The following is a 21006-nucleotide window of genomic DNA, read 5'->3' on the forward strand; positions in this document are numbered from 1 at the left end:
TGACAGCCTAGGCGACCGAACTGTAGGCAACGATCCCGCGGCGGATGGCGTCCATGGCCTGCCGCGCCGTGCGGCCGACGTGCCCGTCGGCGACCACGGACAACTGGTCGAGGAGGTCGATGGTCTGCTTGGTCCAGCGCACGAAGTCCCCCGCCGCCATGTCGGCCTCAGAGAGCACATCGCTGAGGGATCCGCCGCGCGCCCACTTCCACATCGGCAGGCTGAGGCCCACCGAGAGTGGGTTGCTGCCCGGGAGTTTGTGGTCGCGTTCGAGGTCGTCGATGCGGCTCCAGAGGTCCTGGGTCTCCCCGAGGGCGGGCCGGAACGGGCCCTTCGGCAGGTAGCGCTCCGAGGTGTCGCCCTCGTCCCTTCTTGGTTCGAATACCAACGCGCACGCCATGGCCGCCAGACTCGCCGCATCGAGGCTGCTCCACAGTCCGCGCTGGAGGGACTCGGCCACCAGCAGGTCCCGTTCCCCGTAGATCCGGCGCAGGATGCGGCCGCTCTCACTCAGGCGCACCTGCCCGTGCTCGTCGTGCACGAGGTAGCCGAACCCGAGGAGCACGTCGGTGACGCGGTCGAAGACCCGGGCCACGGCGCCGGTGCGGGCCGAGATCTGCTGGTGCAGGGCATCCGTTTGCTTCTTCAGCCGCCAGTAGCGTTCGGCCCATCGGGCATGCTGCTCCCGCTCAGGGCAACTGTGGCAGGGGTGGCTGCGAAGCCGCTTGCGGAGGCTCTGCAGCTCGCGCTGTCGTTTCTCACGCCGGGCCCGCGACGGGGGTTCGCCGCCGGCACCGGTCTCCCGCTCGAGATCGGTGAGGGCGCGACGGATGCCGGAGTACTCGGTGAAGTCGCCCAGGTGGCAGGTCATCGACTCCGTGTACCCGGCCAGCGACGCCTCCTGCTGGCGGGCCTTCCTGGCGAGGTCGACGACGGCGCGGTCGGCCTGGAACTGGGCGAATGAGGACTCCAGCACGTCCCTGGTGCGTTCACGCCCGAACTGGTCGATCAGGTTGACCGCCATGTTGTAGGTCGGTTTGAAGCTGGAGTTGAGCGGATAGGTGCGCCGGGAGGCGAGTGAAGCCACGGACTGCGGGTCGAGTCCCTGCTGCCACTGGATCACCGAGTGGCCCTCCACGTCGATTCCCCGGCGGCCGGCCCGCCCGGTCAGCTGGGTGTACTCCCCCGGCGTGATCGGCACTCGCGCCTCACCGTTGAACTTCTCCAGTTTCTCCAGCACCACGGTGCGGGCCGGCATGTTGATACCGAGGGCCAGGGTCTCGGTGGCGAAGACGGCCTTGACCAGCTTCTTCTGGAACAATTCCTCGACGACTTCCTTGAACGCGGGGAGCATCCCGGCGTGGTGGGCGGCGACGCCGCGTTCCAGGCCGTCCAGCCATTCCCAGTAGCCGAGGACGGCGAGGTCCTCGTCGAGCAGGGTGCGGCAGCGTTCGTCCACGATCTGCCGGATCTCGTCGCGCTCGTGAGCCTCGGTGAGCCGCACCCCGGCGCGGAGCACCTGGCGGACGGCCTGGTCGCAGCCGACCCGGCTGAAGATGAAGAAGATCGCCGGAAGCAGGTGCTTGCCACGGAGCATCTCGACGATGCCCGCGCGGTCCATCCTGCCGGTGTCGAACTGTTGCCGCTCGTGGTAGCGGCCGCGCCCGCCGCGCACCTTGCCTTCCGGCGGACGCCCGCCGGACTGGGCGAGCCGCACCAGTTCCGGGTTGACCCGGTGGGTCGCGGCCAGGCCCGACGAGTCGAACAGGTCGAGCATCTTGCTCTTGACCAGCACGTGCTGCTCCAGCGGCACCGGGCGTTCCTCGGAGACGATGACATCCGTTTCGCCGCGCACCGCCTGCAGCCAGTCGCCGAATTCCTCCGCGTTGGACACCGTCGCGCTCAGGGAGACCAGGCGCACCTCCTGCGGGAGGTGGATGATCACCTCTTCCCAGACGGCGCCGCGGAACCGGTCGGCCAGGTAGTGCACCTCGTCCATGATGACGAAGGCGAGGTTGGTCAGCAGGTCGGAGTCCGCGTACAGCATGTTGCGGAGGACTTCGGTGGTCATCACCACGATCCGCGCCTGCGAGTTGATGTTGGTGTCGCCGGTGAGGAGGCCGACCTCATCCGGGCCGTACTCGGCGACGAACTCCTGGAACTTCTGGTTGCTGAGCGCCTTCATCGGCGCGGTGTAGAACACTTTCGCACGCGGCTGCTGCATCGCGAGGTAGACCGCGAACTCGGCGACGATGGTCTTACCGGCCCCCGTGGGCGCGGCGACCAGCACGCTGTTGCCGGCCTCCAGCGACGCACCGGCGGCCAGCTGGAACGGGTCGAGGTCGAAGCGGAGGCCCGTGCGGAACGCGGTGAGCTGGGCATGCTCGGCGTGCAAGCGGGATTCCGCGTACCGCTCGGCGGGGGATCTGACGTCGGTCACGCCTACAGCGCCAGGCTCTGCTCGAAGGCGAGGGTGCGCCTGGCCACCCGCCGGTCATGCAGCCAGGCGATCCCATAGGCGGCGAAGTACAGGACCACCATCGGGATGGCCAGCAGGAACATCGAGACGACGTCTGCGGCGGGGGTGGCGATGGCGGTGAACAGGATGATGACGAGGATCGCGACCCGCCATGACTTGATGATCGAGACTGCGCTGATCACACCGGCGAAGTTGAGCAGCACGATGAACACCGGCAGCACGAAAGCGACGCCGACCGCGACCACGAGCTTGAGCACGAAGTCGAGGTAGTCGGTGGCGACGATGAACGCGGCGTCCTCCTTCGGGGCGAAACTGGTCATCAATTCGACGACGTGTGGGAGCACGTACCAGCCGGCCGCGCAGCCGGCCAGGAACAGCGGGATCGCGGTGAAGAAGAACCCGAAGGTGTACTGCTTCTCTTTCCGGGTCAGCCCCGGGGTGAGGAAGGCGAAGATCTGGTACAGCCACATAGGGCTCGAGACCACGAGGCCGACATAGAGCGAGATCTTCAGCTTCAGGTCGAACGCGGAGGTGATGTTGGGGTAGTTGATCTGGGCGTTCCGGTGCTGCGCGTTGATGATCGCATAGATGGGCTCGCGGAGCTGGTCCCAGACGAAATCGGACAGGAACCAGCCGATGACGCCGCCCACGAAAATACCGGCTGCGGCCAGGAACAGCCGCTTCCGCAGCTCGAGCAGGTGCTGCCCGAGTGACATCTTCGCGTCGCGGCTGGCACGCCGGGGGGTGCGCACTGCCACAGGTGTTACGGCTTCGGGTTGGTGTCGGCCGAGCCTGCGGCCTTGCGTGTCTCGTCGCGAATCGTCGACTGGGCGGTGTTCGAGGGCGCGGCGTCAGGGTCTTCGTCGACCTTGTCGCTCTTGATCTCGCTCTTGAAGATCTTCATCGACTGGCCGAGGCTCCGGGCGAGGCCGGGGAGTTTGGGGGCGCCGAAAAGGAGCAGGATGACCACGAGAATGATCAGGAAATGCCATCCGGTCAGATTGCTAAGCATGAGGCTGTGTCCTCTGTTCAATCGGTGCGTGTCGGAGTAGTTTACCCCGGTTGATCGCGAGATCCCTGCGTTCCTGGCGTCGACGGGCGCGTCGGTCCCGGTTTCGCTCGACGTCCAGTGCCAGCTCGTCCCGGTCCGCAAAGACGGCCGGACGGAATGGGTCGGGCGCCAGTTGGTCGACGGCGACGTCGAGCTCGGCGAGCTGGTTACCCAAGTCGCTGAGGGCATCCGCTATGGTCATGAGTTTCCTGAACAAGCGCACGCCGAACCACGCCAGCATGCCCAGCAGCGCCCCGGCCAGGATGACCCAGATGATGACCCACGACCACCACGGCATGGCTACTCCGCCGCCCCGTACCGGGCGGCTCCGGCGGCCGCCCAGTCGGCGACCACCCGGCGAGCTTCGGCCGGCTCGACCACGGTGACCAGCCCGGCCAGCCGGCTGACGAGGCGCTTCAGCCCGTGGAAATGCGCCACCCGCAGCACGGCCCGCACCCGGCCGCCGCCGAGTTCGGTCACCTGCTCCGGCACGTAGTCGCTGATCAACGGCAGGGCGGATGCCGGCAATTCGATCACCACGGACCTGTCGTCCGCGGTCCCCTGGAACAGGGTCTCCGGCAGGGCGACGTCGGTGGTGTGGTCTTCGGCGGGGTGATCGGTCGCCGTGAGCGCGCTCATCCGGTCCAGCCGGAAGGTGCGCACCGCCTGGCGCAGGTGGCACCAGCCGCGCAGGTACCAGTCCTGGTCGACGGATTCGACCCGCAACGGGTCGACCTGGCGGTGTTCGTGCACACCGCGCGCGCCCCGGTAGTCGAACTCGACCTGCCGGCCGGCCCGGACCGCGGCCTGGATGACCGAGATGGCGTCACCGGCATCCGTTGTCGCGACGGCCAGCTGGCTGGGCGCGGCCGACGCACTGCGGGTGAGCTTGGCCATCAGGGACGCGACGGCAGCGCGGTCGGCGTTCTCCGGCAGCGCGGACAGGTATTGCAGGCCGGCGATCAGCGCCGAGGCCTCGCGGGCGGAGAACCGCGGCGAATCGTCGATGGCCACCAGGTGGGTGAGCACGATCCGGTCGTCGTTCTCGAATTCGTCCCACTGGATGTCGAACAGGTCGCCGTGCAGGTACTGGCTGGTCTCCCCCGGTATGCCGGACATGGCAATCAGGCGGACCGCATCGCGGACGCGCGCGGCGGGGACCCCGAAATGGGCGGCGACCTCGTCGACGCTCACGCTGTCGTGGTCCATCAGGTACGGGACCAGGGACAGCAGGAACGTGAGCTTGTCTGACGCGCCGAGGTGCTGCGGGCTCATGCCTGGCTCCCGCTGTCGCCGTGCGCCCGGAGCACGCCGACCAGCCGGGCGCGGACCGCCTGCCGGAGTTCGAGGGGGGAGAGCACGAGCACCTCAGGGCCGTACCCGGCCAGTTCGTCGGCGAAAATGTTGAGGTCGGTGTAGTGCATGGTCATCGGGCGCAGGCCCGCGGTGCCGGCCGCGTCGGTGCCGGCCGCGTCGGTGCCTGCCGCGTCGGTGCCTGCCGCTGCAGTGGCCCCGGCCGCATGCTCGGCGCCGTCGGCGATGTTCCGCTTGCCGAGCCGTACGTCGGCGTCGCTTCCCGGTTCGACGTCGATCTCGGCGGTGTGGGAGTTCCACACCGCATCGAGTTCGTCGAGGGCCTGCCGTCCCTTGCCCTCCCCGTCGGGGCGGAAGGTCTCCCCCGGCACCACGGCGACCGGGCCGACGATCCGTGACAGCAGGAAGGTGCGGGGCGCCTGGGCGTCCTGGTCGACGGCGAACAGGTGCCACCGGCCTTCGTGCAGCACCACGGCGTGCGGGGCCACCCGCCGCCGGCGCGGCGCGGTCTCTCCCGGCTTCAGGTAGGGGAAGGTCACGACCTGGCCGCGGTCCATGGCCTTGCTGAGCGGTTCGAAGGCGCTCTCGCGCACCCGCAGGTGCGGCGCGTAGCCGAGGACCGGGTCGCTGGAGCCCACCCCGAGCGACCCGAGTTTGACCAGGGCCCGTTGCGATTCCGCGGACAGCGATCCCTCGCGCCAGACTGTCGCGGCGAGCTTCAGCAGCATCAGCTCATCCGGGGTGAACGAGACATCCGCCGGCAGGTCGTATTGGCCCTTCGGGATCCGGTAGCGCAGCGCGTGGTTGCTTCCCGGCTCGTCCTGGGATTCGATCGTCTCCAGCGGGATGCCGAGTTCCCGGATGTCGTCCTTGTCGCGTTCGAACTGGCGGTCGAGGCTGGAGTTGTCGCCGCCGTGCTGGTACCGCTGGCGGTACCCCTGCACGGTAGACAGGATGTCCGCCTTGGTCAGGCCGGTTTCGGTGGCGATCAGCGCGAGGACGAGGCTGAACAGGCGTTCCTCGACCGCGATGCGGGGGGAAGTCTCGGGGGTGGGCGGCACACAGCGAGTCTATCCAGCCCCCCGGCCCCGCGAACCCGCACTTGTTGGGCTTATCACGCACGTATAAGCCCAACAAGTGCGGTTTCGGCGAGGGGGTGGGGTTAGTTGACCCCGAGGATGTCGACGACGAAGATCAGGGTGTCGGTGCCGGTGATCCCCGCCTGCTGGTTGCCGGCCTCACCGTAGCCCTGGTTGGGCGGGATGACGGCAATCACCTGCGACCCGACGGTCTGGCCCACCAGCGCGTCGGCGAACCCGGGGATGACGCCGCCCTGGGTCTTGGACCCGTCGGCGGCCACGAACTCGGCCGGTTCCCCGCGCTCCCAGCTGGAGTCGAAGACCTTCTTGGTGTCCCAGACCAGGCCGGTGTAATGCACGGTGACGGGCTCACCCTCCTTGACCTTCGCGCCGGTGCCCTTCTTCAGCACGCCGACCTCAAGCTTGGTGGGCGCCTTGGCGGACGGCACGGTGACGCCGGGGGTGCCGTCTGCGGCGAGCACGACAGCGGGGAGGTTGCCCGCGACGGCCTGGTCCGCGCCGTTGGCGCGCGGCAGGTACGCCTTCACGACGTCGAGCACGAAGACCAGGGTGTCGTCTTTCGCGACGCCGATCTGCTCGTTGCCGCCCTGGGGCCCGAAGGCGTCGTCCGGCGAGACCACGGTGACCACGCGGGACCCGACCTGTGAGCACTTCAGCCCGTCGGTCAGGCCCTTGATGGTCTTGTCGTTGAGCACGAAGCTCGCCAGCGACTTGCCGTCGTAGGTGCTTTTCTCGATTTCCTTGCCCGACGTGCCGTTGTAGACGCTCAGATCGATCTTGACCTTCTGTCCCTCGACCAGTCCAGCGCCCGTGCCGGGGACCACGACGGCACGCTGTGTGGTCTTGGTCTTCAGCGGCGTCGGAAAATCGACCTTCGGCACGCTGCCGAACTTGCCGGTGACCTCCACCAGCTTCGACGCGGCACCGTCCTTGACCGGTGGTGTGCAGTCGGCGTTGGTGGCGCTCGGGCTGGCGCAGCCGGTCAGGACGGCGAGCAGCAGTCCAGCGGTTGCAATCAGAGCGGATGCTTTACGCACAAATCCTCGTTTCGGTACAGCGGGTGTCGGTGTGCCAGGCGCAGGCCTGGAAGTCAGTGCGGAAGGTGAGGCTGGAAAGTGGGGCCTGGATTCGAGCCGGAGCCCATCCTAACCGTCCCCGAGTTCCCGAGCCTTGGAGATCGCTGCACCCTGGCCGGCGGCGCGCACGCGCTTGCGCAGGCTTTTCGGGCTCACGGCGCGTTCGCCGAGCGCACCGGGGGTCCAGGCTTCGAAGTCGGCGTCGTCGAAGTCGGTCTTCGACGGGCGCCGCTTCAGCTCGGGCAGAACGGTGTCCGGCGCGAGCCGGCGAGCGGTGATGAGGAAACCGGTGTGTCCGATCATGCGGTGGTCAGGCCGCACCGCCAGGCCTTCCACATGCCAGCCGCGCACCATCGTCTCGTTCGACTCCGGGTTGGTGTACAGGCCAGACCCACGGACGGCTTCCGCCACCCGGGACAGCTGGGTGACCGTGGCCACATAGCAGAGGAGCACACCACCGGGCTTCAGCGCGGCGGAGACCGCGTCGAGGCATTCCCAGGGCGCCAGCATGTCGAGCACCACCCGGTCCACGCTCTGGTCGTCCATGGTGGTCGGCAGCGCCTCGGCCAGGTCGCCGAGCGTCACCGACCAGTTCTCGGGGTCGTGACCGAGGAAGGTGGCGACGTTGCCGCGCGCCACGTCGGCGAACTCGTCGCGCCGTTCGAACGAGGCGAGCCGGCCGGCCGGCCCGATCGCGCGCAGCAGCCAGAGCGACATCGCGCCGGAGCCGACGCCGGCCTCGACGACGGTCGCCCCCGGGAAGATGTCGGCCTGGGCGATGATCTGCGCGGCGTCTTTGGGGTAGATGATCGCGGCGCCACGCGGCATCGACATGACGAAGTCGTTCAGCAGCGGGCGGAGCGCCAGGTGCTCAACGCCGACATTGTTGGAGACCACCGAACCGTCGGGCAGGCCGATGACGTCGTCGTGGGCGAGGATGCCGCGGTGGGTGTGGAATTCCTTGCCCGGCTCGAGGGTGATGGTGTTCAGCTTGCCCTTCGGGCCGGTGAGCTGCACCCGGTCACCCGCGCGGAACGGGCCGCTGTTCTGGTTGGCCTGCTGGGTGTTCATGATCGTGCTGCTCTCTCGAGGTGGGCGTGCTGGTCGGTGTACAGGGTGGTGAGGTCGGCAACGGTCGCGTCCCGCAAGGTCGGCCACCGCGCGTACAGCGCGCTGGGCGGCAGGTCCACCTGGTGGGGAACGGCGATCACGATCGTGCCGGCTGCAACGGCGGCGGCCACCCCGGGGGCTGAATCCTCGATCGCGACGCAGTGCGCCGGGTCGACGCCGAGCGCCGCTGCCGCGGTGAGGTAAGCCTCCGGGTGCGGTTTGCTGTGCGTGACCATGTCGCCGGCGACGACGGTATCGAAGGCGGCGAAATCGATCAGGTCGATGACCTGGCGCGCCATCCGCTCCACCGACATCGTGACCAGCGCGGTGGGGATGCCGGCGTCCTTCACGGCGCGGAGCAGTTCCCGGGCGCCGGGCCGCCAGGGCACCCCGTGCACGGCGAGCTGCTCCTGGACCCGGTCGGTGAGCCGCTGCACGATCGCATCCGCTTCCAGGGCGACGCCGCGGTCCTGCAGGATGGTGGCCGACGCCCAGAGCCCGGAGCCGACCAGCAGCATGGCGTCGTCGTGCGTCCAGGTGCCGCCGAATGAGGCGACGAGTTCGTCCTCCGCGACCATCCAGTACGGCTCGGTGTCGACCAGGGTGCCGTCCATATCCCAGAGCACGGCGGCGGGTCGGGGCGGCGGGGCAGGGATATTTGCGGGGATCGAGATCACGGGGTTCAAGTCTAAGGGGCACCGCCTATCCTTGATTGAGGTTCGCCGACCGTGGCGGCCGGGGTGGATCGAGGTTCCTGGTAGTGACTGAGCGCAACGGATTCCTGAGCGGGCGCCTCCTGGTGGTGGCGTTCGAGGGCTGGAACGACGCCGGAGAGGCGGCCACCGGGGCAGTGCGCACCCTGAAGGAGCTGCTCGACGTCACCGAGATCACGAGCGTCGACCCGGAGTTGTACTTCGACTACCAGTTCAACCGTCCCACGATCTCCAGCGACGAAAGCAGCCGCCGCCAGCTGGAATGGCCCGGAGCGACACTCTACGGACCGTCCGGCCAGCAACTGCCCGGCGCGCCCCTGGCCGAGGACGCACAGCTCGCGGTGAGCGGTGCCAACGTGGGCAACATCTACCTGCTTCTCGGCACCGAGCCGTCACGGAGTTGGAAGAGTTTCGCCGCCGAGATGGTCGACGCCGCGTTGGCGGCCGATGTCGGCGGCGTCGTGTTCCTCGGTGCGATGCTGGCGGATGTCCCGCACACTCGCCCGATTTCCATCTTCGTCTCCAGCGACAACCCGCAGCTCCGAGCCGAGCTGCAGGTCGAGCGCAGCAGCTATGAGGGGCCGGTCGGCATCCTCAGCGTCCTGGCGCTGGCCGCCGAGGAAGCCGGGATCCCGACCATGTCGATCTGGGCATCCGTTCCGCACTACGTGCACAATGCTCCGTCGCCCAAGGCGATGCTGGCGCTGATCGACAAGCTCGAGGAGATCATCGACGTCGTGATCCCCCGTGGCGAACTGGTCGCCGAGGCCGCGGAATGGGAGGAGGGCATCGACGCCCTCGCCGCGGAGGACGAGGAGATGGCCGGCTACATCGCCCAGCTGGAGCAGGCCCGCGACACCGTGGACTCCCCAGAGGCCAGCGGCGAGGCGATCGCCCAGGAGTTCGAACAGTACCTGCGGAAACGCGGTGACGGTCGTGACGGTCGAGACGGTCGTGACGGCTGGGCCGACGGGCGCCCGGGTCCTGAGGGGCCACGCCCGTCCTGATCATCCGGCCCGGTCGAGGCCGGGGCCGGATCCGGATGCGAGGGTGACGCGGTCAGAGCCGGACGCCGAGCAGCGCCTCGATCGCGGAACGGACCAGCGCCGGGTCGGTCACCCCGGCGGCGGCTGCCGCATCCACCGCGCCCAACGCGCTCGGCGTGTCGAGGTCTTCGGCCAGCGCCGCCCGCATCTGGGCCAGCACAGCGTCGCTGTCACGGATGCCCGGGGTCGCCTCGGTTCCGAACGCCGCCTGCCAGCGGGCGAGGCGTCGCTCAGCGGCCACCAGATGCTCGCTCGTCCACTCCCAGTCGGAGCGGTAGTGCTCCGCCAGGAGCGCCAGCCGGATCGCACGGGGGTCGGCGCCTTCGGCCCTGAGCCCGGAGACCAGGACCAGGTTGCCAAGTGACTTGCTCATTTTCGTGCCCTGGTAGGCGACCATGCCGGCGTGGCTGTAGACCCCGGCCAGCGGATGCCCGGACAGCGCGGCAGCGTGGCCCGCGCTCATGTCGTGGTGCGGGAAGATCAGGTCGCTCCCGCCGCCCTGCACCGTGAAGTCCGCCCCGAGCTCCATCAGCGCGATCACCGAGCATTCGATGTGCCAGCCGGGCCGGCCGGAGCCCACCGGGGTGTCCCAGGCCGGTTCGCCCTCACGTGCCGCGCGCCAGAGCAGCGGGTCGAGCGGGTCGCGCTTGCCGACCCGGTCCGGGTCTCCCCCGCGCTCGGCGAACAGGGTGAGCATCTCCGTCCGGCCGAGGTTGCTCTCGTCGCCCAGCCGCCACGGCGACGTTCGTTCGGCCGCGGCGTTGTCGAAGTAGAGGTCGGAAGCCGGTGTCCCGTCCGCGTTCGGGAGGGCGTCTGACGCGTCCACCCGGTAGGCCAGGCCGTCGTCCCAGAGCCGGCACACGGCACGGGAGATCTCGTGGATCACCTCGGTCACCGCGACGTAGTGGTACGGCGGGAGCATGGCGAGGGCTTCCATGTCGGTGCGGAACAGTTCCACCTGCTCGGCCGCGAGGACACGCCAGTCGACGCCGGTCGCCGCGGCCCGTTCCAGCAGTGGATCGTCGACATCCGTCACGTTCTGGGCGTAGTGCACCGCGACGCCGGCGTCACGCCAGACCCGCTGCAGCGTGTCGAAGGCGAGGTAGGTGAACGCGTGGCCGAGGTGGGTGGCGTCGTACGGGGTGATCCCGCAGACATACAGCCGCGCGGCATCCGTCGGCCGCGCCTCGACCAGCCCACCGGTGGCGGTGTCATGCAACCGCGGCACGCCGGCGCTCCCGGGGAGGGTCGGGAGGTCTGGTCGGTTCCATGCACGCATGGAATCAGCCTAGCTACGCGGTGAGCACGTTTGTGCCGAGCAGAACGAACAACACGATGCCGAGCACGATGCGGTAGATCACGAACGGCAGGAAGCTCCGCCGGGAGATGTAGCTCATGAAGAAGGCGATCACCAGGAGTCCGACGACGAACGCGATCACGGTCGCGACCAGTGTCTCGACCGGCCCGAAGATCTCCGGGGTGCAGTTCGCCGCGGCCGCGACACAGGGCTGGGAGATCGACTTGTAGACCTGGTAAAAGCCACTGCCGAGCACCGCGGGAATGGCCAGCAGGAAGGCGTATCGCGCGGCGGCCTTGCGTTCGTACCCCATGAACAGGCCCGCGGTGATGGTGCCACCGGAGCGCGACACGCCGGGAATCAGGGCAAGCGCCTGGGCGAAGCCGTAGATCACGCCGTGGCCCACCGTGATGTCCTTGAGCCGGCGCTTCTTGGCGCCCACGTAGTCGGCGACGCCGAGCAGGATGCCGAACACGATCAGCATGGTGGCGGTGATCCAGAGCGACCGGAGCACGGTTTCGATCTGGTCCTGGAACAGCAGGCCGAGCACGATGATCGGCAGCGAGCCGAGGATGATCAGCCAGCCCATGCGGGCGTCGGGGTCCGTGCGTGGGACCTTGCCGGCCAGTGACCGCGCCCAGCGCCCGATGATGCGGGTGATGTCGCGCCAGAAGTAGAGCACCACCGCGAGTTCGGTGCCGATCTGGGTGATGGCGGTGAACCGCGCCCCGGGGTCGCCGCCGGTGCCGAGGAACTCGCCCACGATCCGGATGTGCGCGCTCGACGAGACGGGCAGAAACTCGGTCAGCCCCTGGACCAGTCCCAGGATGATCGCATTGATGAAATCCACGTTGTGTTGTTCCCCGCGTTAGTAGTCCAGCAGCAGGTCGGTCAGAACCTGCCTGCCAAACACTAATGCGTCAAGCGGCACCCGCTCGTCCACGCCGTGGAACATCGCCGGAAAATCCAAGTCTGCTGGGAGTTTCAGTGGGGCGAAGCCGTAGCCTTTGATTCCGAGCGTGCTCAGCGCCTTGTTGTCGGTGCCGCCCGAGAGCAGGTACGGCAGAACGGGAGCTCCCGGGTCGTGGCGGCCGAGGGTGGCGATGACGGAGTCGATCAGCGGGCCGCTGAACTCGGTCTCGAGCCCGATGTCCCGGTGCATGACGACGATCTCGATGTCGGGGCCGACCAGCTCGGCGACCTCGGCCAGCACCGCGTCCTCTTCGCCGGGCAGCGAGCGGATGTCGATGCGCGCCTCCGCGGTGTCGGGGATCACGTTGTGCTTGTACCCGGCCTGCAGCATGGTGGGGTTCGTTGTGGTGCGGAGGCTCGCCTGGATGAATCCCGACGCCGTGCCGGTGGCGAGGGCCAGCTCGTCCGGCCCGACGGCCTGGGGGTCGACGTCCAGGATGCGGGCCAGCTCGCCCAGCAGCTGGGTGGTGGTGTCGGTGAGCCGGATCGGCCACTGGCGCCGGCCGACCTTGGCGATCGCCTCGGCGAGCTTGGTGACGGCGTTGTTGTGGATCAGGCGGGACCCGTGCGCGGCGTCGCCGCGGGCGATGAGCTTGACCCAGATGAGAGCTTTCTCACCCGTCTGCAGAAGGTACGCGCGTTTCCCGGCGAGGGTGATCGAGTACCCGCCGACCTCGCTGATGGCCTCGGTGGCCCCCGCGAAGAGCTCCGGATGCGTCTGGACCAGGTAGTGCGAGCCCAGCACTCCCCCGTTCTCCTCGTCGGCGAAGAAGGCGACCACCAGGTCGCGCGCCGGCGCCTGCCCGGCACCGATGATGGCGGTCAGCGCGGCGAGCATCATGGCGTCCATGTTCTTCATGTCCACGGCGCCGCGGCCCCAGAGCAGGCCCTCCTTGATCACCCCGGCGAATGGGTCGACGCTCCAGTTGGCCGGGTCCGCCGGCACCACGTCGAGGTGACCGTGCACGACCAGGGCGGGTTTGCTGGAGTCCCGTCCCTTCACCCGGGCGACGACGCTGGTGCGGCCGGGTTCCGAGTCGAACAATTCGGGAGCCAGACCCAGGCCGCGGAGTTTCTCGGCGACATACTCTGCGGCATCCGTCTCGCCGTTTGAGCGGCCCTCACCGTAGTTGGTGGTGTCGAAGCGGATGAGGTCGCGCGCGATTTCGACGGTCAGGTCGAGCGGTTCTGGTGCTGGGTTTTCGTCAGGTCTGGTGCGCGCCTCTGATGCCATATGGTCAACGCTATCGGCATTGGTCGGCGCGCCCCGGTATCGGCGCTCCCCCGGCGAGTGGCGTTCAATCCGCCCCGCCAAACCGTGCTAAGTTATTACCTCGGTAGCCGATACGTCGGCTGCCGATCACTCAGTCCGGGTGGCGGAAATGGCAGACGCGCTAGCTTGAGGTGCTAGTGCCCGTATAGGGCGTGGGGGTTCAAGTCCCCCCTCGGACACACTCGGTCTTTTCTTCGGGAAAGGCTGACGAGAACTGGTTGAGACAGTTCACGAAGGGCCGGATCACTGATCCGGCCCTTCTTCGCTGGCGCCACGTGCTCGGCCCGACGGGCGGCCGCCGATACACTGCTCCGTGGGACTGCGACTGGCCAGCCGAAGCGCGTGACACCGTTGACCCCTCGTGTCGTCCGGACGTCTGCGAAGGATTGGTGGCAGTTGAGATGGAGCCCATCGACGCCCTCGCCGAACGCGCACGCGACCTGCGTACCAGATCCGCAGCTGCCCGGGTCCTGCTCGGCATCACGGGGAGCCCCGGCAGCGGGAAGACTACGCTCGCGCGCTCCCTTGTTGATCGCCTCAACACCGAGGTGCCCGGCGTCGCCGTGCACCTCCCCATGGACGGATTCCACCTCGCCAACTCGACCCTCGACCGACTGGGCCTCCACGACCGGAAGGGCGCGCTCGAGACCTTCGATGGCTGGGGCTTCGTCGCATTGCTCGACCGGTTGCGCACGGAAACCGGCCACACCGTCTACGCACCGAGCTTCGAGCGCACGGTCGACGAAGGCATCGCCGGGGAGATTGCGGTCGACGACGCCGCACAGGTTGTCGTGGTCGAGGGTAACTACCTCCTGATCGACTCCGAGCCCTGGGCCGGAGTGCGAGACCGGCTGGACGCGGCATGGTTCTGTGCCACCCCGCCCGAGGAGCGCGAGCGGCGGCTCATCGACCGGCACACGTTCCACGGCCGGTCGTTCGAAGCCGCCGCGGCGTGGGCGCGCGACGTCGACGGCGCCAACGCGGTGTTGATCGAACGCTCACAGGACCGCGCCGACCTTGTCCTCTCGGGGGTCACCGGCGCGGTTCAACGAGCCAAGCCCTCGTGCTGACCAGCCAGGCTTCGATCTTCCGAGGTCGTGACAACTCGGCGAAAACGAGCGTAGTTTAGCCGGTAGATCGTGTCGCGAATTGGCACTGGCACGACGAAGCCGTGATGAAGGTGGACTAATGGACGTGCTCGCCTGGGTATTGATCACATTGGCGCTCATCTGCGTGGCGTCGGTTGTCATTGTCGCCGTGGTGCTGCGGATGGTCTACACGCGGCTCCGCCGCAGTCGCCCCCTCAACAGTGCGGTGCTGCGTGCGCGGACCCGCCTCAGTTGGGGCCCACGGCACGAAGTGTTGAAACTGCGCATGCGGCTCAATGACACGCTCGTGAGCGGCCAGCTCGCGGTCGAGCTCGCCGGGCGCACCGAGCCACCGCGTGGTGAGCTTCCGCGTCTCTTTCACCGGATTCAGTCCGAAGGCGTCACGTTGGAGTCGCAGTTGCGACTGATGGCGACCGAGACCGATCCGGTCATGCTTGCCGAAGGGATACCCGCGGCCAAGCGCCGGGTCGAACAGGTAGCAGGGCTGGTGCGCCGACTGCGCTCTGTCGTCGCTGACGGGCTGGGAGAAGTGTCCGACGATGCGCTGGCGCGGCTTCGGTTCGACGTCGACCGCGAGGTCACCGCCCTGAACGCCGGACTCCAGGAACTGCACGCGCTCAACCAAAACGACGCACTGTTCGACCCGCGTCGGCAGCCGGCGATGGATCGCCTGACCAGGGGGAACAAGTCATGAGCCTCACGTCGCGTCTGCGCACCATCTTCCGGATCAAAGCGACTCGCGCCGTCGACCGCCTGGAAGACCCCCGTGAAGCCCTCGACGACAGCTACGACCAGCAGGTGAAGATGCTGCAACAGGTTCGGCACGGGTTGGCCGCGGTTGCGACGGGGAAGAAGCGGATCGAGTTGCAGGGTCAGGAAATGGGCGCCAGGTACCAACGGCTGACCATTCAGGCGCAGGAGGCGCTCGGCCAGGGGCGGGAGGATCTCGCCCGAACCGCATTGGAGCGCCGCTCCCTCCTCGAGCGCCAAGTCGCAACCGTCCGCGACCAGCACGCCGCCCTGCTGCAGCAGCAGGCGCAACTGCAGGAGAACGAACGCCGTCTCGCGGAGCGGATCGCCACGTTCCGCACCGAGAAGGAGACGATCAAGGCCACCTACACCGCCTCCGAAGCGCAGGTGAGGGCGAACGAGGCAGCGGCGGGCCTGGGCTCATACATGAGCGACGTCGGCGCCAACCTGAATCGGGCCAAGGACCGCGTCGCTCAAATGCAGGCCCGTGCTGCCGCCACCGACGAACTGCTCGCCAGCGGCGCCCTCAACGACATCACCGCCCCGCCCGATGCTGACCTCGAACGGCAATTGGCTGCCGGTGCGGCGAGTGCGGAGGTCGAGCGACAACTGCAGTCGATGAAGACTGCTGGAGCGCAGGGCGGGAGCCGCGCCGCCGACGATCACGGCAACGGCCCGGACGCCTGGCTGAGCATCGGGCAGGGTCCGACGACCCGGTAGCAAGAAGGTCTACGACGGACCAACTCAGCCCTTCGTGACGGTGACCGAAACCGGTGTGGGGTTCGAGAAGAGGTCGAGCACCGGGCATCGCGCGTCGACGACTTCGCGGAGTTCCTGGTAGCGTTCCTCGGTCTCCGGCCCGGTGATGGTGATGGCGAGCCGCACATCAGAGAAGCCGGCACGCACGTCGTGGTCCAGGCCGAACAGCCGACGGGCATCGAGGTCACCTTCCACGGCGATGTCGATCTCGTCGAACTGGATGCCGAGGGCCTGGGCATACAGGCGGTAGACCACGATCTGGCAGGAAACCAGGGCGCCGAGCGCGTACTCGACCGGGCTGGCTGCGAGGTCGTCACCCGCGAGAGCCGCGGGCTCGTCGACTAAGAACTCATGCTTGCCCGCGGTGATGCGGCTGGCGACCGAGCCTTCACCCGAGGCCTTGACCCGGTAGGTGAGCTGGGCGGTCGTGGCGTCGCCGGCGATCCGCTCCCCCCACGCGGAGCCTGCGGAGTCGAGGCGCTCCGCACGGTCGGTGGCGGAGATGGACGGTGCGGAAACGGTGTCGAGGAGAGTCATGCTGAAACGGTAGCGGGGAGCCTGTGCCACATCCGGTTCGTGACGCAATATGTCGGGTCAGTACGCCGGGGCACTCTCCTGCCGCTCGAGCACTGACCTGTCCCCTAACCTGAGAGCATGCCGATCGTCGCACCGCCAGAGTCCCGCGCCGTCTACTCCGCCGATGGTGTACAGATCGCCACCTACGAGTTCGGTGACCCGGCGCACCCCACCGTGGTGGCGGTGCACGGATTCGCCTCGAGCGGCCTGTACAACTGGCATTCCACGGGATGGACCCGGGACCTCACCCGGGCCGGCTTCCACGTGATTGCGATCGACCAGCGCGGGCATGGCGCCAGCGACAAGCCCCGGTCCACTGACGCGTACACGATGGAAATCCTGGTGGCCGATGTGCTGCAGGTGCTCGACACCTACCTCCTCGACGAGGTGGCCTATGTCGGCTACTCGCTCGGTGCGCGCGTCGGGTGGCAGGCGGCCCGCGAGTTCCCCGACCGGATCAGCCGCGCCGTCCTCGGTGGGATCCCCGACGGCGACCCGCTCAAACGTTTCAAGGTAGCGGATGCCCGTGAGCACATCGAGCACGGAGCGGCTGTTGAGGACCGGCTCACCGGCGCCTACCTGCAAATGGCCAGCAGCGTGCCCGGCAACGACCTCACGGCGCTGGTTGCGCTGGTCGAGGGAATGAGGGACGGCCCCCAGCCAGGGCCCGACAACGCGCCCAGCCAGCCACTGCTGTTCGCCACCGGCAGCGAGGACCGCATCGTCGCTGCCTCACGGGCGCTCGCCGAGGCCACCCCCAACGGTACGTTCTTCGAGATTCCGGGGCGGAACCACTTCAACGCTCCGACGTCCCGGCACTTCCGGGAAGCGGCGACCACGTTTCTGAAGAGTCAGCTGCCCTGAAAGCTAACCGCGCCGCAACGCGCGGATCGCCAGTCCGCGCACGTAGGCGGCCTGGCCGGCATGCTGCAGGTCATCGGAGATGACGCTGACCAGCCGCACCCCGAGGGTGACCGGTGGGCTCCAGGACGTGTCGACGACGCGGTCGAAGTCAGCGTCGGACAGGCCGCCGAGGAACTCGATCGTCTGGGCGTGCACGGCGCGGTGGTAGCCGGCGAGCAACTCTGCGCTGACCTGAACCGCACCGGCCTCGGCCGAACTCTGGCCATAACCGGTGGCCGACACGTCGAACGGCAGGTTGAAGCGGTCGGCCCAGCCGCCCGCCGTCCAGACCTGCTCGATTCCGGCCACCTCGGAGACATGGTCGTCCTGCACCCGGGTCAGGTGCCACACCAGCCAGGCGACGCTGTTCGACTCCGGGTCCGGACGGTAGCCGAGGATCGCGGCATCCGTCGACGACAGCACTGAACGCACGGTTCCCTGGATCCGGTTGAAGGCGTCCGTCAGCAGCTCGATCGACAACATCAGGCGGGCGCCTCGTCGACGATTCCGATGAATCGGCTTCCGATGCCGTCGACCTCGCGGCGAGCGAGGCCGTCAGCCGGCTCCGGCACCTCGTCGTAGGCGTGGTGCGAGCACGTCAGGTAGGTGAATGCCGGCCACCATTTCTTGGGGCGGGCTGCCTCCGAGAACCCGCAGACGTCGCAGGTCAGTTCAACCCAGACCGGCTTGCCGGTGCGGTTCGCCCGCGACTGCTGCAGCCAGGCGGGCGGATTCTGTTCCAGCTCGGCGAACTCGGCCGGGCTCAAGCGCGACGGAATGCCGTGGCGGCGGGCCATCTCCAGCGGGATGTCCAGGCGCAGTGCTGCTTCTCTTCGGGTAATCATGTCTCTCAACGATAGGCGTTGCCGATGGATTCTTGGATAAGCTCGCACGGCGCCGTCCCAGTCCGGTCGGCGCGGTGCCCGCATTCCACAGGGAGCTTCTGTGACCCACCGCTACCGGCTGCACGAGGACATCCTGGCCGAGTGCCTGTGCTGCCACTCCCAGCAGCCGTTCCACTTCGACTCGGCATCCGACCAGGTGGTCTGCACCTTCTGTACCCGCCACATCGGGGCTGAGAAGGCCGAGCGTCGCGACGCGGACCACGTGCGATTGTGGGCCGAGCTGTACGCCGAGGCCGACGAGGCGCACCGGGTGTTCGCGGCCGAGAGCGCACGGCGGAGCGCCGAGAACGACGCGGCGCTCGTGGAACTGCAGGCGAAGGTCGACCAACTCACGGGGATCGTCAACGGGCAGTTCGACCAGACCGCCACCGGCGGGGTCCGGGCGCTGCTGGAAACCGAGTTGCTGAAACGGGCCGAGCGCCGAACCGACCTGGAGTCCCGCCGCACGGCACGGGCGATGCAGGTCCTGGCCCGGATCGCCGCGCGGCACGGGGCCGACCAGCAGAACCCGTTGCGGTGTCGCTGCGGCAACCCGGTGGTCGACTGCAGAGACCTGGCAGCGCTCGAGCCGCTGCGGCAGGAGATCGCCGACTGGGAAGCACGCGCCCGCCGTCCCTGACCGGGTCGCCCGACGACGACGACGGGCGGAACGTGACGACAACACGCGTGAAACAATGGCGTATGACCGAAACCCCTTCGCCGCTTGGACTTCTTCTCGACGTTGACGGGCCGATCGCCAGCCCGGTCACCCGCACGATCGCGACCCCGAGCATCGTCGCGGACCTGGTCACCCTCGCCGCCGCCGACGTGCCGATCGCGTTCATCACCGGCCGGAGCGCCACGTTCATCCGTGAGCAGGTGGTCGGTCCGCTGCTGGCCGCCGGGCTGCCCGACGGCGTGCGCATGTACGGCGTCTGCGAAAAGGGCGCGGTGTGGTTTCCCATCACGAGCCAAGGAATGGGCGACATCGTCGTGGACGAGACAGTCGCCCTGCCCGACCGCGTCGTGGCCGAGGTACGTGCCCTGGTTGCGGATCGGTTCGCCGGCACCATGTTCTTCGACGAGACGAAGCTGGCGATGATCTCCGTCGAACAGCGAATGGATGTCGACCACGCGGCGTTCGTCGCCGACCAGCCCGCTTTCAACGAGGCGGTGTTCTCGATGCTGGTGGCCCACGGACTCGGGGTGCGCTTCGGTGAGCGAGAGGTCCCGGATGCCGCGGGGCTGGTCCCGTTCCGGATCGACCCGACCATCATCTCCACCGACGTGGAGTCGGTGACGCTGGACAAGGACCACGGCGCCGAGCGCGCGCTCGAATTCTTCGCCGAATCCGGTCCGCTGCCGACCGTGTGGCGATCCGTCGGCGACTCACGGAGTGACTACTTGATGGCGGACCACCTGCACAGCGCGGGCTACGACGTCGCCCACGTTGACGTGCGACCCGCCGACGGTGTGCTGGAGCGTCCGTACCCGGTGATCATCATCGGCGAGGAGATCCACGACGAGGCCGGCGCCACGTTCCTCGACTACTGGGTGGAGAAGCTCGGGCTCGACCGGTCTGTTTAGGCATCGACGAAGCGGATGCCGTTCTGCAAGCGACTTCGCAGTTCGAACACCTTCTCGAAGCTGCCGCGCTCCACCCCCGGCAACCCGTCGCGCAGCAACCCGACCAGCCGGGACCGTGGAATCACCACGATCGTCGGGCGGCGCCCCCGGCCGGACACGGTGAGCGCCTCCGACAGCGCTGTGTCCGGCAGCACCACTACCAGCGCGGTGAAGCGCACCCGCACCGCACGGGACAGGGCGCGGGCGCTGGCTTCCAGATCCTGCAGCGGCTGAGCCCCGAGCGGCAGTCCGTCACCGGTGAGCTCACCCCGCACCAGCTGCACCGGGCCACCCCAGTCCTCCGAGAGAACGCCGAACAACCCGGCCGGTCCGAGGACCACGTGGTCGAGCTTCTCGGTGTGACGCCCGGTGGCCACGTCGTGCCACGCGGTGTAGCCGATTCCGAGGGAGGCCACCAGATGGGCTGTCGCTTCCTCGGCGAGAGCCTTGGCGAGGATATGCCGGATCTCCCGCGGCGCCGATCGGATCAGTTCCGGTGCATACGGGTCATCGACCGTGGTCCCGCGGCCGGTCCATTCCCGCATCAAGTCGAGATAGCGCTGCCGCGCCGCGCCGCCCGGATGCCCGTGCATGCGGGCGCGGGGCCCGGATCGGGCTCCGCCTGAACTGCTCCGGGCCGAGGTCGCTTCGCGGGAGGGGCCGGCATCCGCTGTCATCGGATCGGCACGCGCGAAACGTTGCCGGTCGTAGTCAGCTCGAGCCGCGGGGTTCCCGATCCGCTCCCACGCGACCTGCACCGCATGGAATTGGGTGGCATTGCCGCCGACATCGGGGTGGGTGCGGCGCAGCAGCCGCCGGTAGGCGACGCGGATCTCCCGGTCAGTGGCTGAAGCGCTGACTCCGAGCACCTCGTACGGTGTGGCCGCTGCGGGGCTATCAGGCATCCTGGGCGGTCTCTTTCGGGGTTCGGCCAACAACGGTACCTGCCGATTCTGGCATGCCTCGCT

Annotated in this window: 23 protein-coding genes and 1 tRNA gene; 8 read left to right on the forward strand and 16 right to left on the reverse strand. The window is 68.3% G+C overall.

Features of this window, described 5'->3' with window-relative positions:
* Nucleotides 1–7 precede the first annotated feature (7 nt).
* The 9 genes from AB4Y94_RS13095 to AB4Y94_RS13135 all read right to left on the reverse strand — a co-directional run bounded on the left by AB4Y94_RS13095 (nucleotide 8) and on the right by AB4Y94_RS13135 (nucleotide 8744).
* Nucleotides 8–2440: a DEAD/DEAH box helicase gene (locus AB4Y94_RS13095; RefSeq protein WP_441728272.1), complete on the reverse strand. Its 2433-nt coding sequence runs from the start codon at nucleotides 2438–2440 to the stop codon at nucleotides 8–10.
* A gap of 2 nt (nucleotides 2441–2442) precedes the next feature.
* Entirely contained in the window at nucleotides 2443–3195 is a 753-nt protein-coding gene (gene tatC, locus AB4Y94_RS13100) for a twin-arginine translocase subunit TatC (protein WP_441728347.1), read from the reverse strand.
* Between the two features lie 47 nt (nucleotides 3196–3242).
* Complete coding sequence (gene tatA, locus AB4Y94_RS13105) at nucleotides 3243–3491, reverse strand: Sec-independent protein translocase subunit TatA (protein WP_441728273.1); 249 nt, start codon at nucleotides 3489–3491, stop codon at nucleotides 3243–3245.
* Nucleotides 3484–3828: a hypothetical protein gene (locus tag AB4Y94_RS13110; protein ID WP_441728274.1), complete on the reverse strand. Its 345-nt coding sequence runs from the start codon at nucleotides 3826–3828 to the stop codon at nucleotides 3484–3486. Before AB4Y94_RS13110 ends, tatA begins: the two co-directional genes overlap by 8 nt.
* Before the next feature lie 2 nt (nucleotides 3829–3830).
* A complete protein-coding gene (locus tag AB4Y94_RS13115) occupies nucleotides 3831–4805 on the reverse strand; it encodes a helix-turn-helix transcriptional regulator (protein ID WP_441728275.1) in 975 nt (324 codons plus the stop codon).
* A complete protein-coding gene (locus AB4Y94_RS13120) occupies nucleotides 4802–5905 on the reverse strand; it encodes a helix-turn-helix transcriptional regulator (protein WP_441728276.1) in 1104 nt (367 codons plus the stop codon). Before AB4Y94_RS13120 ends, AB4Y94_RS13115 begins: the two co-directional genes overlap by 4 nt.
* 101 nt (nucleotides 5906–6006) lie before the next feature.
* The gene (locus AB4Y94_RS13125; RefSeq protein WP_441728277.1) at nucleotides 6007–6981 is read right to left on the reverse strand and encodes an FKBP-type peptidyl-prolyl cis-trans isomerase; all 975 of its coding nucleotides are present in this window, start codon (nucleotides 6979–6981) and stop codon (nucleotides 6007–6009) included.
* Between the two features lie 108 nt (nucleotides 6982–7089).
* A complete protein-coding gene (locus AB4Y94_RS13130; protein WP_441728278.1) occupies nucleotides 7090–8091 on the reverse strand; it encodes a tRNA (adenine-N1)-methyltransferase in 1002 nt (333 codons plus the stop codon).
* Nucleotides 8088–8744, reverse strand: a complete 657-nt coding sequence (locus tag AB4Y94_RS13135) for an HAD family hydrolase (protein ID WP_441728348.1) — start codon at nucleotides 8742–8744, stop codon at nucleotides 8088–8090. The genes AB4Y94_RS13130 and AB4Y94_RS13135 overlap by 4 nt, the downstream gene beginning before the upstream one ends.
* Before the next feature lie 146 nt (nucleotides 8745–8890).
* Between AB4Y94_RS13135 and AB4Y94_RS13140 the strand changes: the two genes are divergently transcribed.
* Nucleotides 8891–9850, forward strand: coding sequence for a proteasome assembly chaperone family protein (locus AB4Y94_RS13140; RefSeq protein ID WP_441728279.1), 960 nt, complete (start codon nucleotides 8891–8893; stop codon nucleotides 9848–9850).
* Between the two features lie 52 nt (nucleotides 9851–9902).
* Here the strand turns inward: AB4Y94_RS13140 and mshC are convergent, their stop codons facing one another.
* The 3 genes from mshC to AB4Y94_RS13155 are packed head-to-tail and all read right to left on the reverse strand — an operon-like array spanning nucleotide 9903 to nucleotide 13392.
* Nucleotides 9903–11168, reverse strand: a complete 1266-nt coding sequence (gene mshC, locus AB4Y94_RS13145; protein ID WP_441728280.1) for a cysteine--1-D-myo-inosityl 2-amino-2-deoxy-alpha-D-glucopyranoside ligase — start codon at nucleotides 11166–11168, stop codon at nucleotides 9903–9905.
* A gap of 13 nt (nucleotides 11169–11181) precedes the next feature.
* Complete coding sequence (locus AB4Y94_RS13150) at nucleotides 11182–12036, reverse strand: undecaprenyl-diphosphate phosphatase (RefSeq protein WP_441728281.1); 855 nt, start codon at nucleotides 12034–12036, stop codon at nucleotides 11182–11184.
* A gap of 18 nt (nucleotides 12037–12054) precedes the next feature.
* The gene (locus AB4Y94_RS13155) at nucleotides 12055–13392 is read right to left on the reverse strand and encodes a M20/M25/M40 family metallo-hydrolase (protein WP_441728282.1); all 1338 of its coding nucleotides are present in this window, start codon (nucleotides 13390–13392) and stop codon (nucleotides 12055–12057) included.
* Nucleotides 13393–13525: 133 nt separating this feature from the next.
* Here AB4Y94_RS13155 and AB4Y94_RS13160 point away from each other — a divergent pair.
* The 4 genes from AB4Y94_RS13160 (at nucleotide 13526) to AB4Y94_RS13175 (ending at nucleotide 16010) form a co-directional block, all read left to right on the forward strand.
* A tRNA-Leu gene (locus AB4Y94_RS13160) sits at nucleotides 13526–13610 on the forward strand.
* A 210-nt stretch (nucleotides 13611–13820) separates the two neighbouring features.
* Nucleotides 13821–14501: a nucleoside/nucleotide kinase family protein gene (locus tag AB4Y94_RS13165; RefSeq protein ID WP_441728283.1), complete on the forward strand. Its 681-nt coding sequence runs from the start codon at nucleotides 13821–13823 to the stop codon at nucleotides 14499–14501.
* A 118-nt stretch (nucleotides 14502–14619) separates the two neighbouring features.
* Nucleotides 14620–15234 (forward strand): hypothetical protein, encoded by a 615-nt coding sequence (locus tag AB4Y94_RS13170; RefSeq protein WP_441728284.1) that lies wholly within the window; start codon nucleotides 14620–14622, stop codon nucleotides 15232–15234.
* Entirely contained in the window at nucleotides 15231–16010 is a 780-nt protein-coding gene (locus AB4Y94_RS13175) for a PspA/IM30 family protein (RefSeq protein ID WP_441728285.1), read from the forward strand. The genes AB4Y94_RS13170 and AB4Y94_RS13175 overlap by 4 nt, the downstream gene beginning before the upstream one ends.
* Before the next feature lie 24 nt (nucleotides 16011–16034).
* On the opposite strand, the gene AB4Y94_RS13180 is transcribed toward AB4Y94_RS13175, so the two are convergent.
* On the reverse strand, nucleotides 16035–16586 hold the full coding sequence (locus AB4Y94_RS13180; protein ID WP_441728286.1) for an OsmC family protein: 552 nt from the start codon (nucleotides 16584–16586) through the stop codon (nucleotides 16035–16037).
* Nucleotides 16587–16703: 117 nt separating this feature from the next.
* On the opposite strand from AB4Y94_RS13180, the gene AB4Y94_RS13185 reads away from it, so the two are divergent.
* Nucleotides 16704–17489 carry an alpha/beta fold hydrolase gene (locus AB4Y94_RS13185; RefSeq protein ID WP_441728287.1) on the forward strand — a complete coding sequence of 262 codons (786 nt, stop codon included), beginning with the start codon at nucleotides 16704–16706 and terminating at the stop codon, nucleotides 17487–17489.
* A gap of 3 nt (nucleotides 17490–17492) precedes the next feature.
* On the opposite strand, the gene AB4Y94_RS13190 is transcribed toward AB4Y94_RS13185, so the two are convergent.
* Complete coding sequence (locus AB4Y94_RS13190; protein WP_441728288.1) at nucleotides 17493–18011, reverse strand: mycothiol transferase; 519 nt, start codon at nucleotides 18009–18011, stop codon at nucleotides 17493–17495.
* On the reverse strand, nucleotides 18011–18373 hold the full coding sequence (locus AB4Y94_RS13195) for a hypothetical protein (RefSeq protein WP_441728289.1): 363 nt from the start codon (nucleotides 18371–18373) through the stop codon (nucleotides 18011–18013). The genes AB4Y94_RS13190 and AB4Y94_RS13195 overlap by 1 nt, the downstream gene beginning before the upstream one ends.
* Before the next feature lie 100 nt (nucleotides 18374–18473).
* On the opposite strand from AB4Y94_RS13195, the gene AB4Y94_RS13200 reads away from it, so the two are divergent.
* Nucleotides 18474–19052, forward strand: a complete 579-nt coding sequence (locus tag AB4Y94_RS13200; protein ID WP_441728290.1) for a hypothetical protein — start codon at nucleotides 18474–18476, stop codon at nucleotides 19050–19052.
* Between the two features lie 62 nt (nucleotides 19053–19114).
* Entirely contained in the window at nucleotides 19115–19999 is an 885-nt protein-coding gene (locus tag AB4Y94_RS13205) for a hypothetical protein (RefSeq protein ID WP_441728291.1), read from the forward strand.
* Here the strand turns inward: AB4Y94_RS13205 and AB4Y94_RS13210 are convergent.
* Nucleotides 19996–20943 (reverse strand): J domain-containing protein, encoded by a 948-nt coding sequence (locus AB4Y94_RS13210; RefSeq protein WP_441728292.1) that lies wholly within the window; start codon nucleotides 20941–20943, stop codon nucleotides 19996–19998. The genes AB4Y94_RS13205 and AB4Y94_RS13210 overlap by 4 nt on opposite strands.
* Between the last annotated feature and the right edge of the window lie 63 nt (nucleotides 20944–21006).

Origin of the sequence: Glaciibacter sp. 2TAF33 (genome assembly GCF_052114945.1) — a bacterium.
Taxonomy (GTDB): domain Bacteria; phylum Actinomycetota; class Actinomycetes; order Actinomycetales; family Microbacteriaceae; genus Cryobacterium.

What these genes read in the sequence shown, in the direction of transcription:
- AB4Y94_RS13155 (WP_441728282.1), bottom strand. Translation starts at nt 13,392, where the DNA reads ATGGCATCAGAGGCGCGCACCAGACCTGACGAAAACCCAGCACCAGAA.
- AB4Y94_RS13185 (WP_441728287.1), top strand. Translation starts at nt 16,704, where the DNA reads ATGCCGATCGTCGCACCGCCAGAGTCCCGCGCCGTCTACTCCGCCGAT.
- AB4Y94_RS13135 (WP_441728348.1), bottom strand. Translation starts at nt 8,744, where the DNA reads ATGGACGGCACCCTGGTCGACACCGAGCCGTACTGGATGGTCGCGGAG.
- AB4Y94_RS13175 (WP_441728285.1), top strand. Translation starts at nt 15,231, where the DNA reads ATGAGCCTCACGTCGCGTCTGCGCACCATCTTCCGGATCAAAGCGACT.
- AB4Y94_RS13210 (WP_441728292.1), bottom strand. Translation starts at nt 20,943, where the DNA reads ATGCCTGATAGCCCCGCAGCGGCCACACCGTACGAGGTGCTCGGAGTC.
- AB4Y94_RS13180 (WP_441728286.1), bottom strand. Translation starts at nt 16,586, where the DNA reads ATGACTCTCCTCGACACCGTTTCCGCACCGTCCATCTCCGCCACCGAC.
- AB4Y94_RS13130 (WP_441728278.1), bottom strand. Translation starts at nt 8,091, where the DNA reads ATGAACACCCAGCAGGCCAACCAGAACAGCGGCCCGTTCCGCGCGGGT.
- AB4Y94_RS13170 (WP_441728284.1), top strand. Translation starts at nt 14,620, where the DNA reads ATGGACGTGCTCGCCTGGGTATTGATCACATTGGCGCTCATCTGCGTG.
- mshC (WP_441728280.1), bottom strand. Translation starts at nt 11,168, where the DNA reads ATGCGTGCATGGAACCGACCAGACCTCCCGACCCTCCCCGGGAGCGCC.
- AB4Y94_RS13115 (WP_441728275.1), bottom strand. Translation starts at nt 4,805, where the DNA reads ATGAGCCCGCAGCACCTCGGCGCGTCAGACAAGCTCACGTTCCTGCTG.
- AB4Y94_RS13190 (WP_441728288.1), bottom strand. Translation starts at nt 18,011, where the DNA reads ATGTTGTCGATCGAGCTGCTGACGGACGCCTTCAACCGGATCCAGGGA.
- tatC (WP_441728347.1), bottom strand. Translation starts at nt 3,195, where the DNA reads ATGTCACTCGGGCAGCACCTGCTCGAGCTGCGGAAGCGGCTGTTCCTG.
- AB4Y94_RS13110 (WP_441728274.1), bottom strand. Translation starts at nt 3,828, where the DNA reads ATGCCGTGGTGGTCGTGGGTCATCATCTGGGTCATCCTGGCCGGGGCG.
- AB4Y94_RS13195 (WP_441728289.1), bottom strand. Translation starts at nt 18,373, where the DNA reads ATGATTACCCGAAGAGAAGCAGCACTGCGCCTGGACATCCCGCTGGAG.
- AB4Y94_RS13205 (WP_441728291.1), top strand. Translation starts at nt 19,115, where the DNA reads ATGACCGAAACCCCTTCGCCGCTTGGACTTCTTCTCGACGTTGACGGG.
- tatA (WP_441728273.1), bottom strand. Translation starts at nt 3,491, where the DNA reads ATGCTTAGCAATCTGACCGGATGGCATTTCCTGATCATTCTCGTGGTC.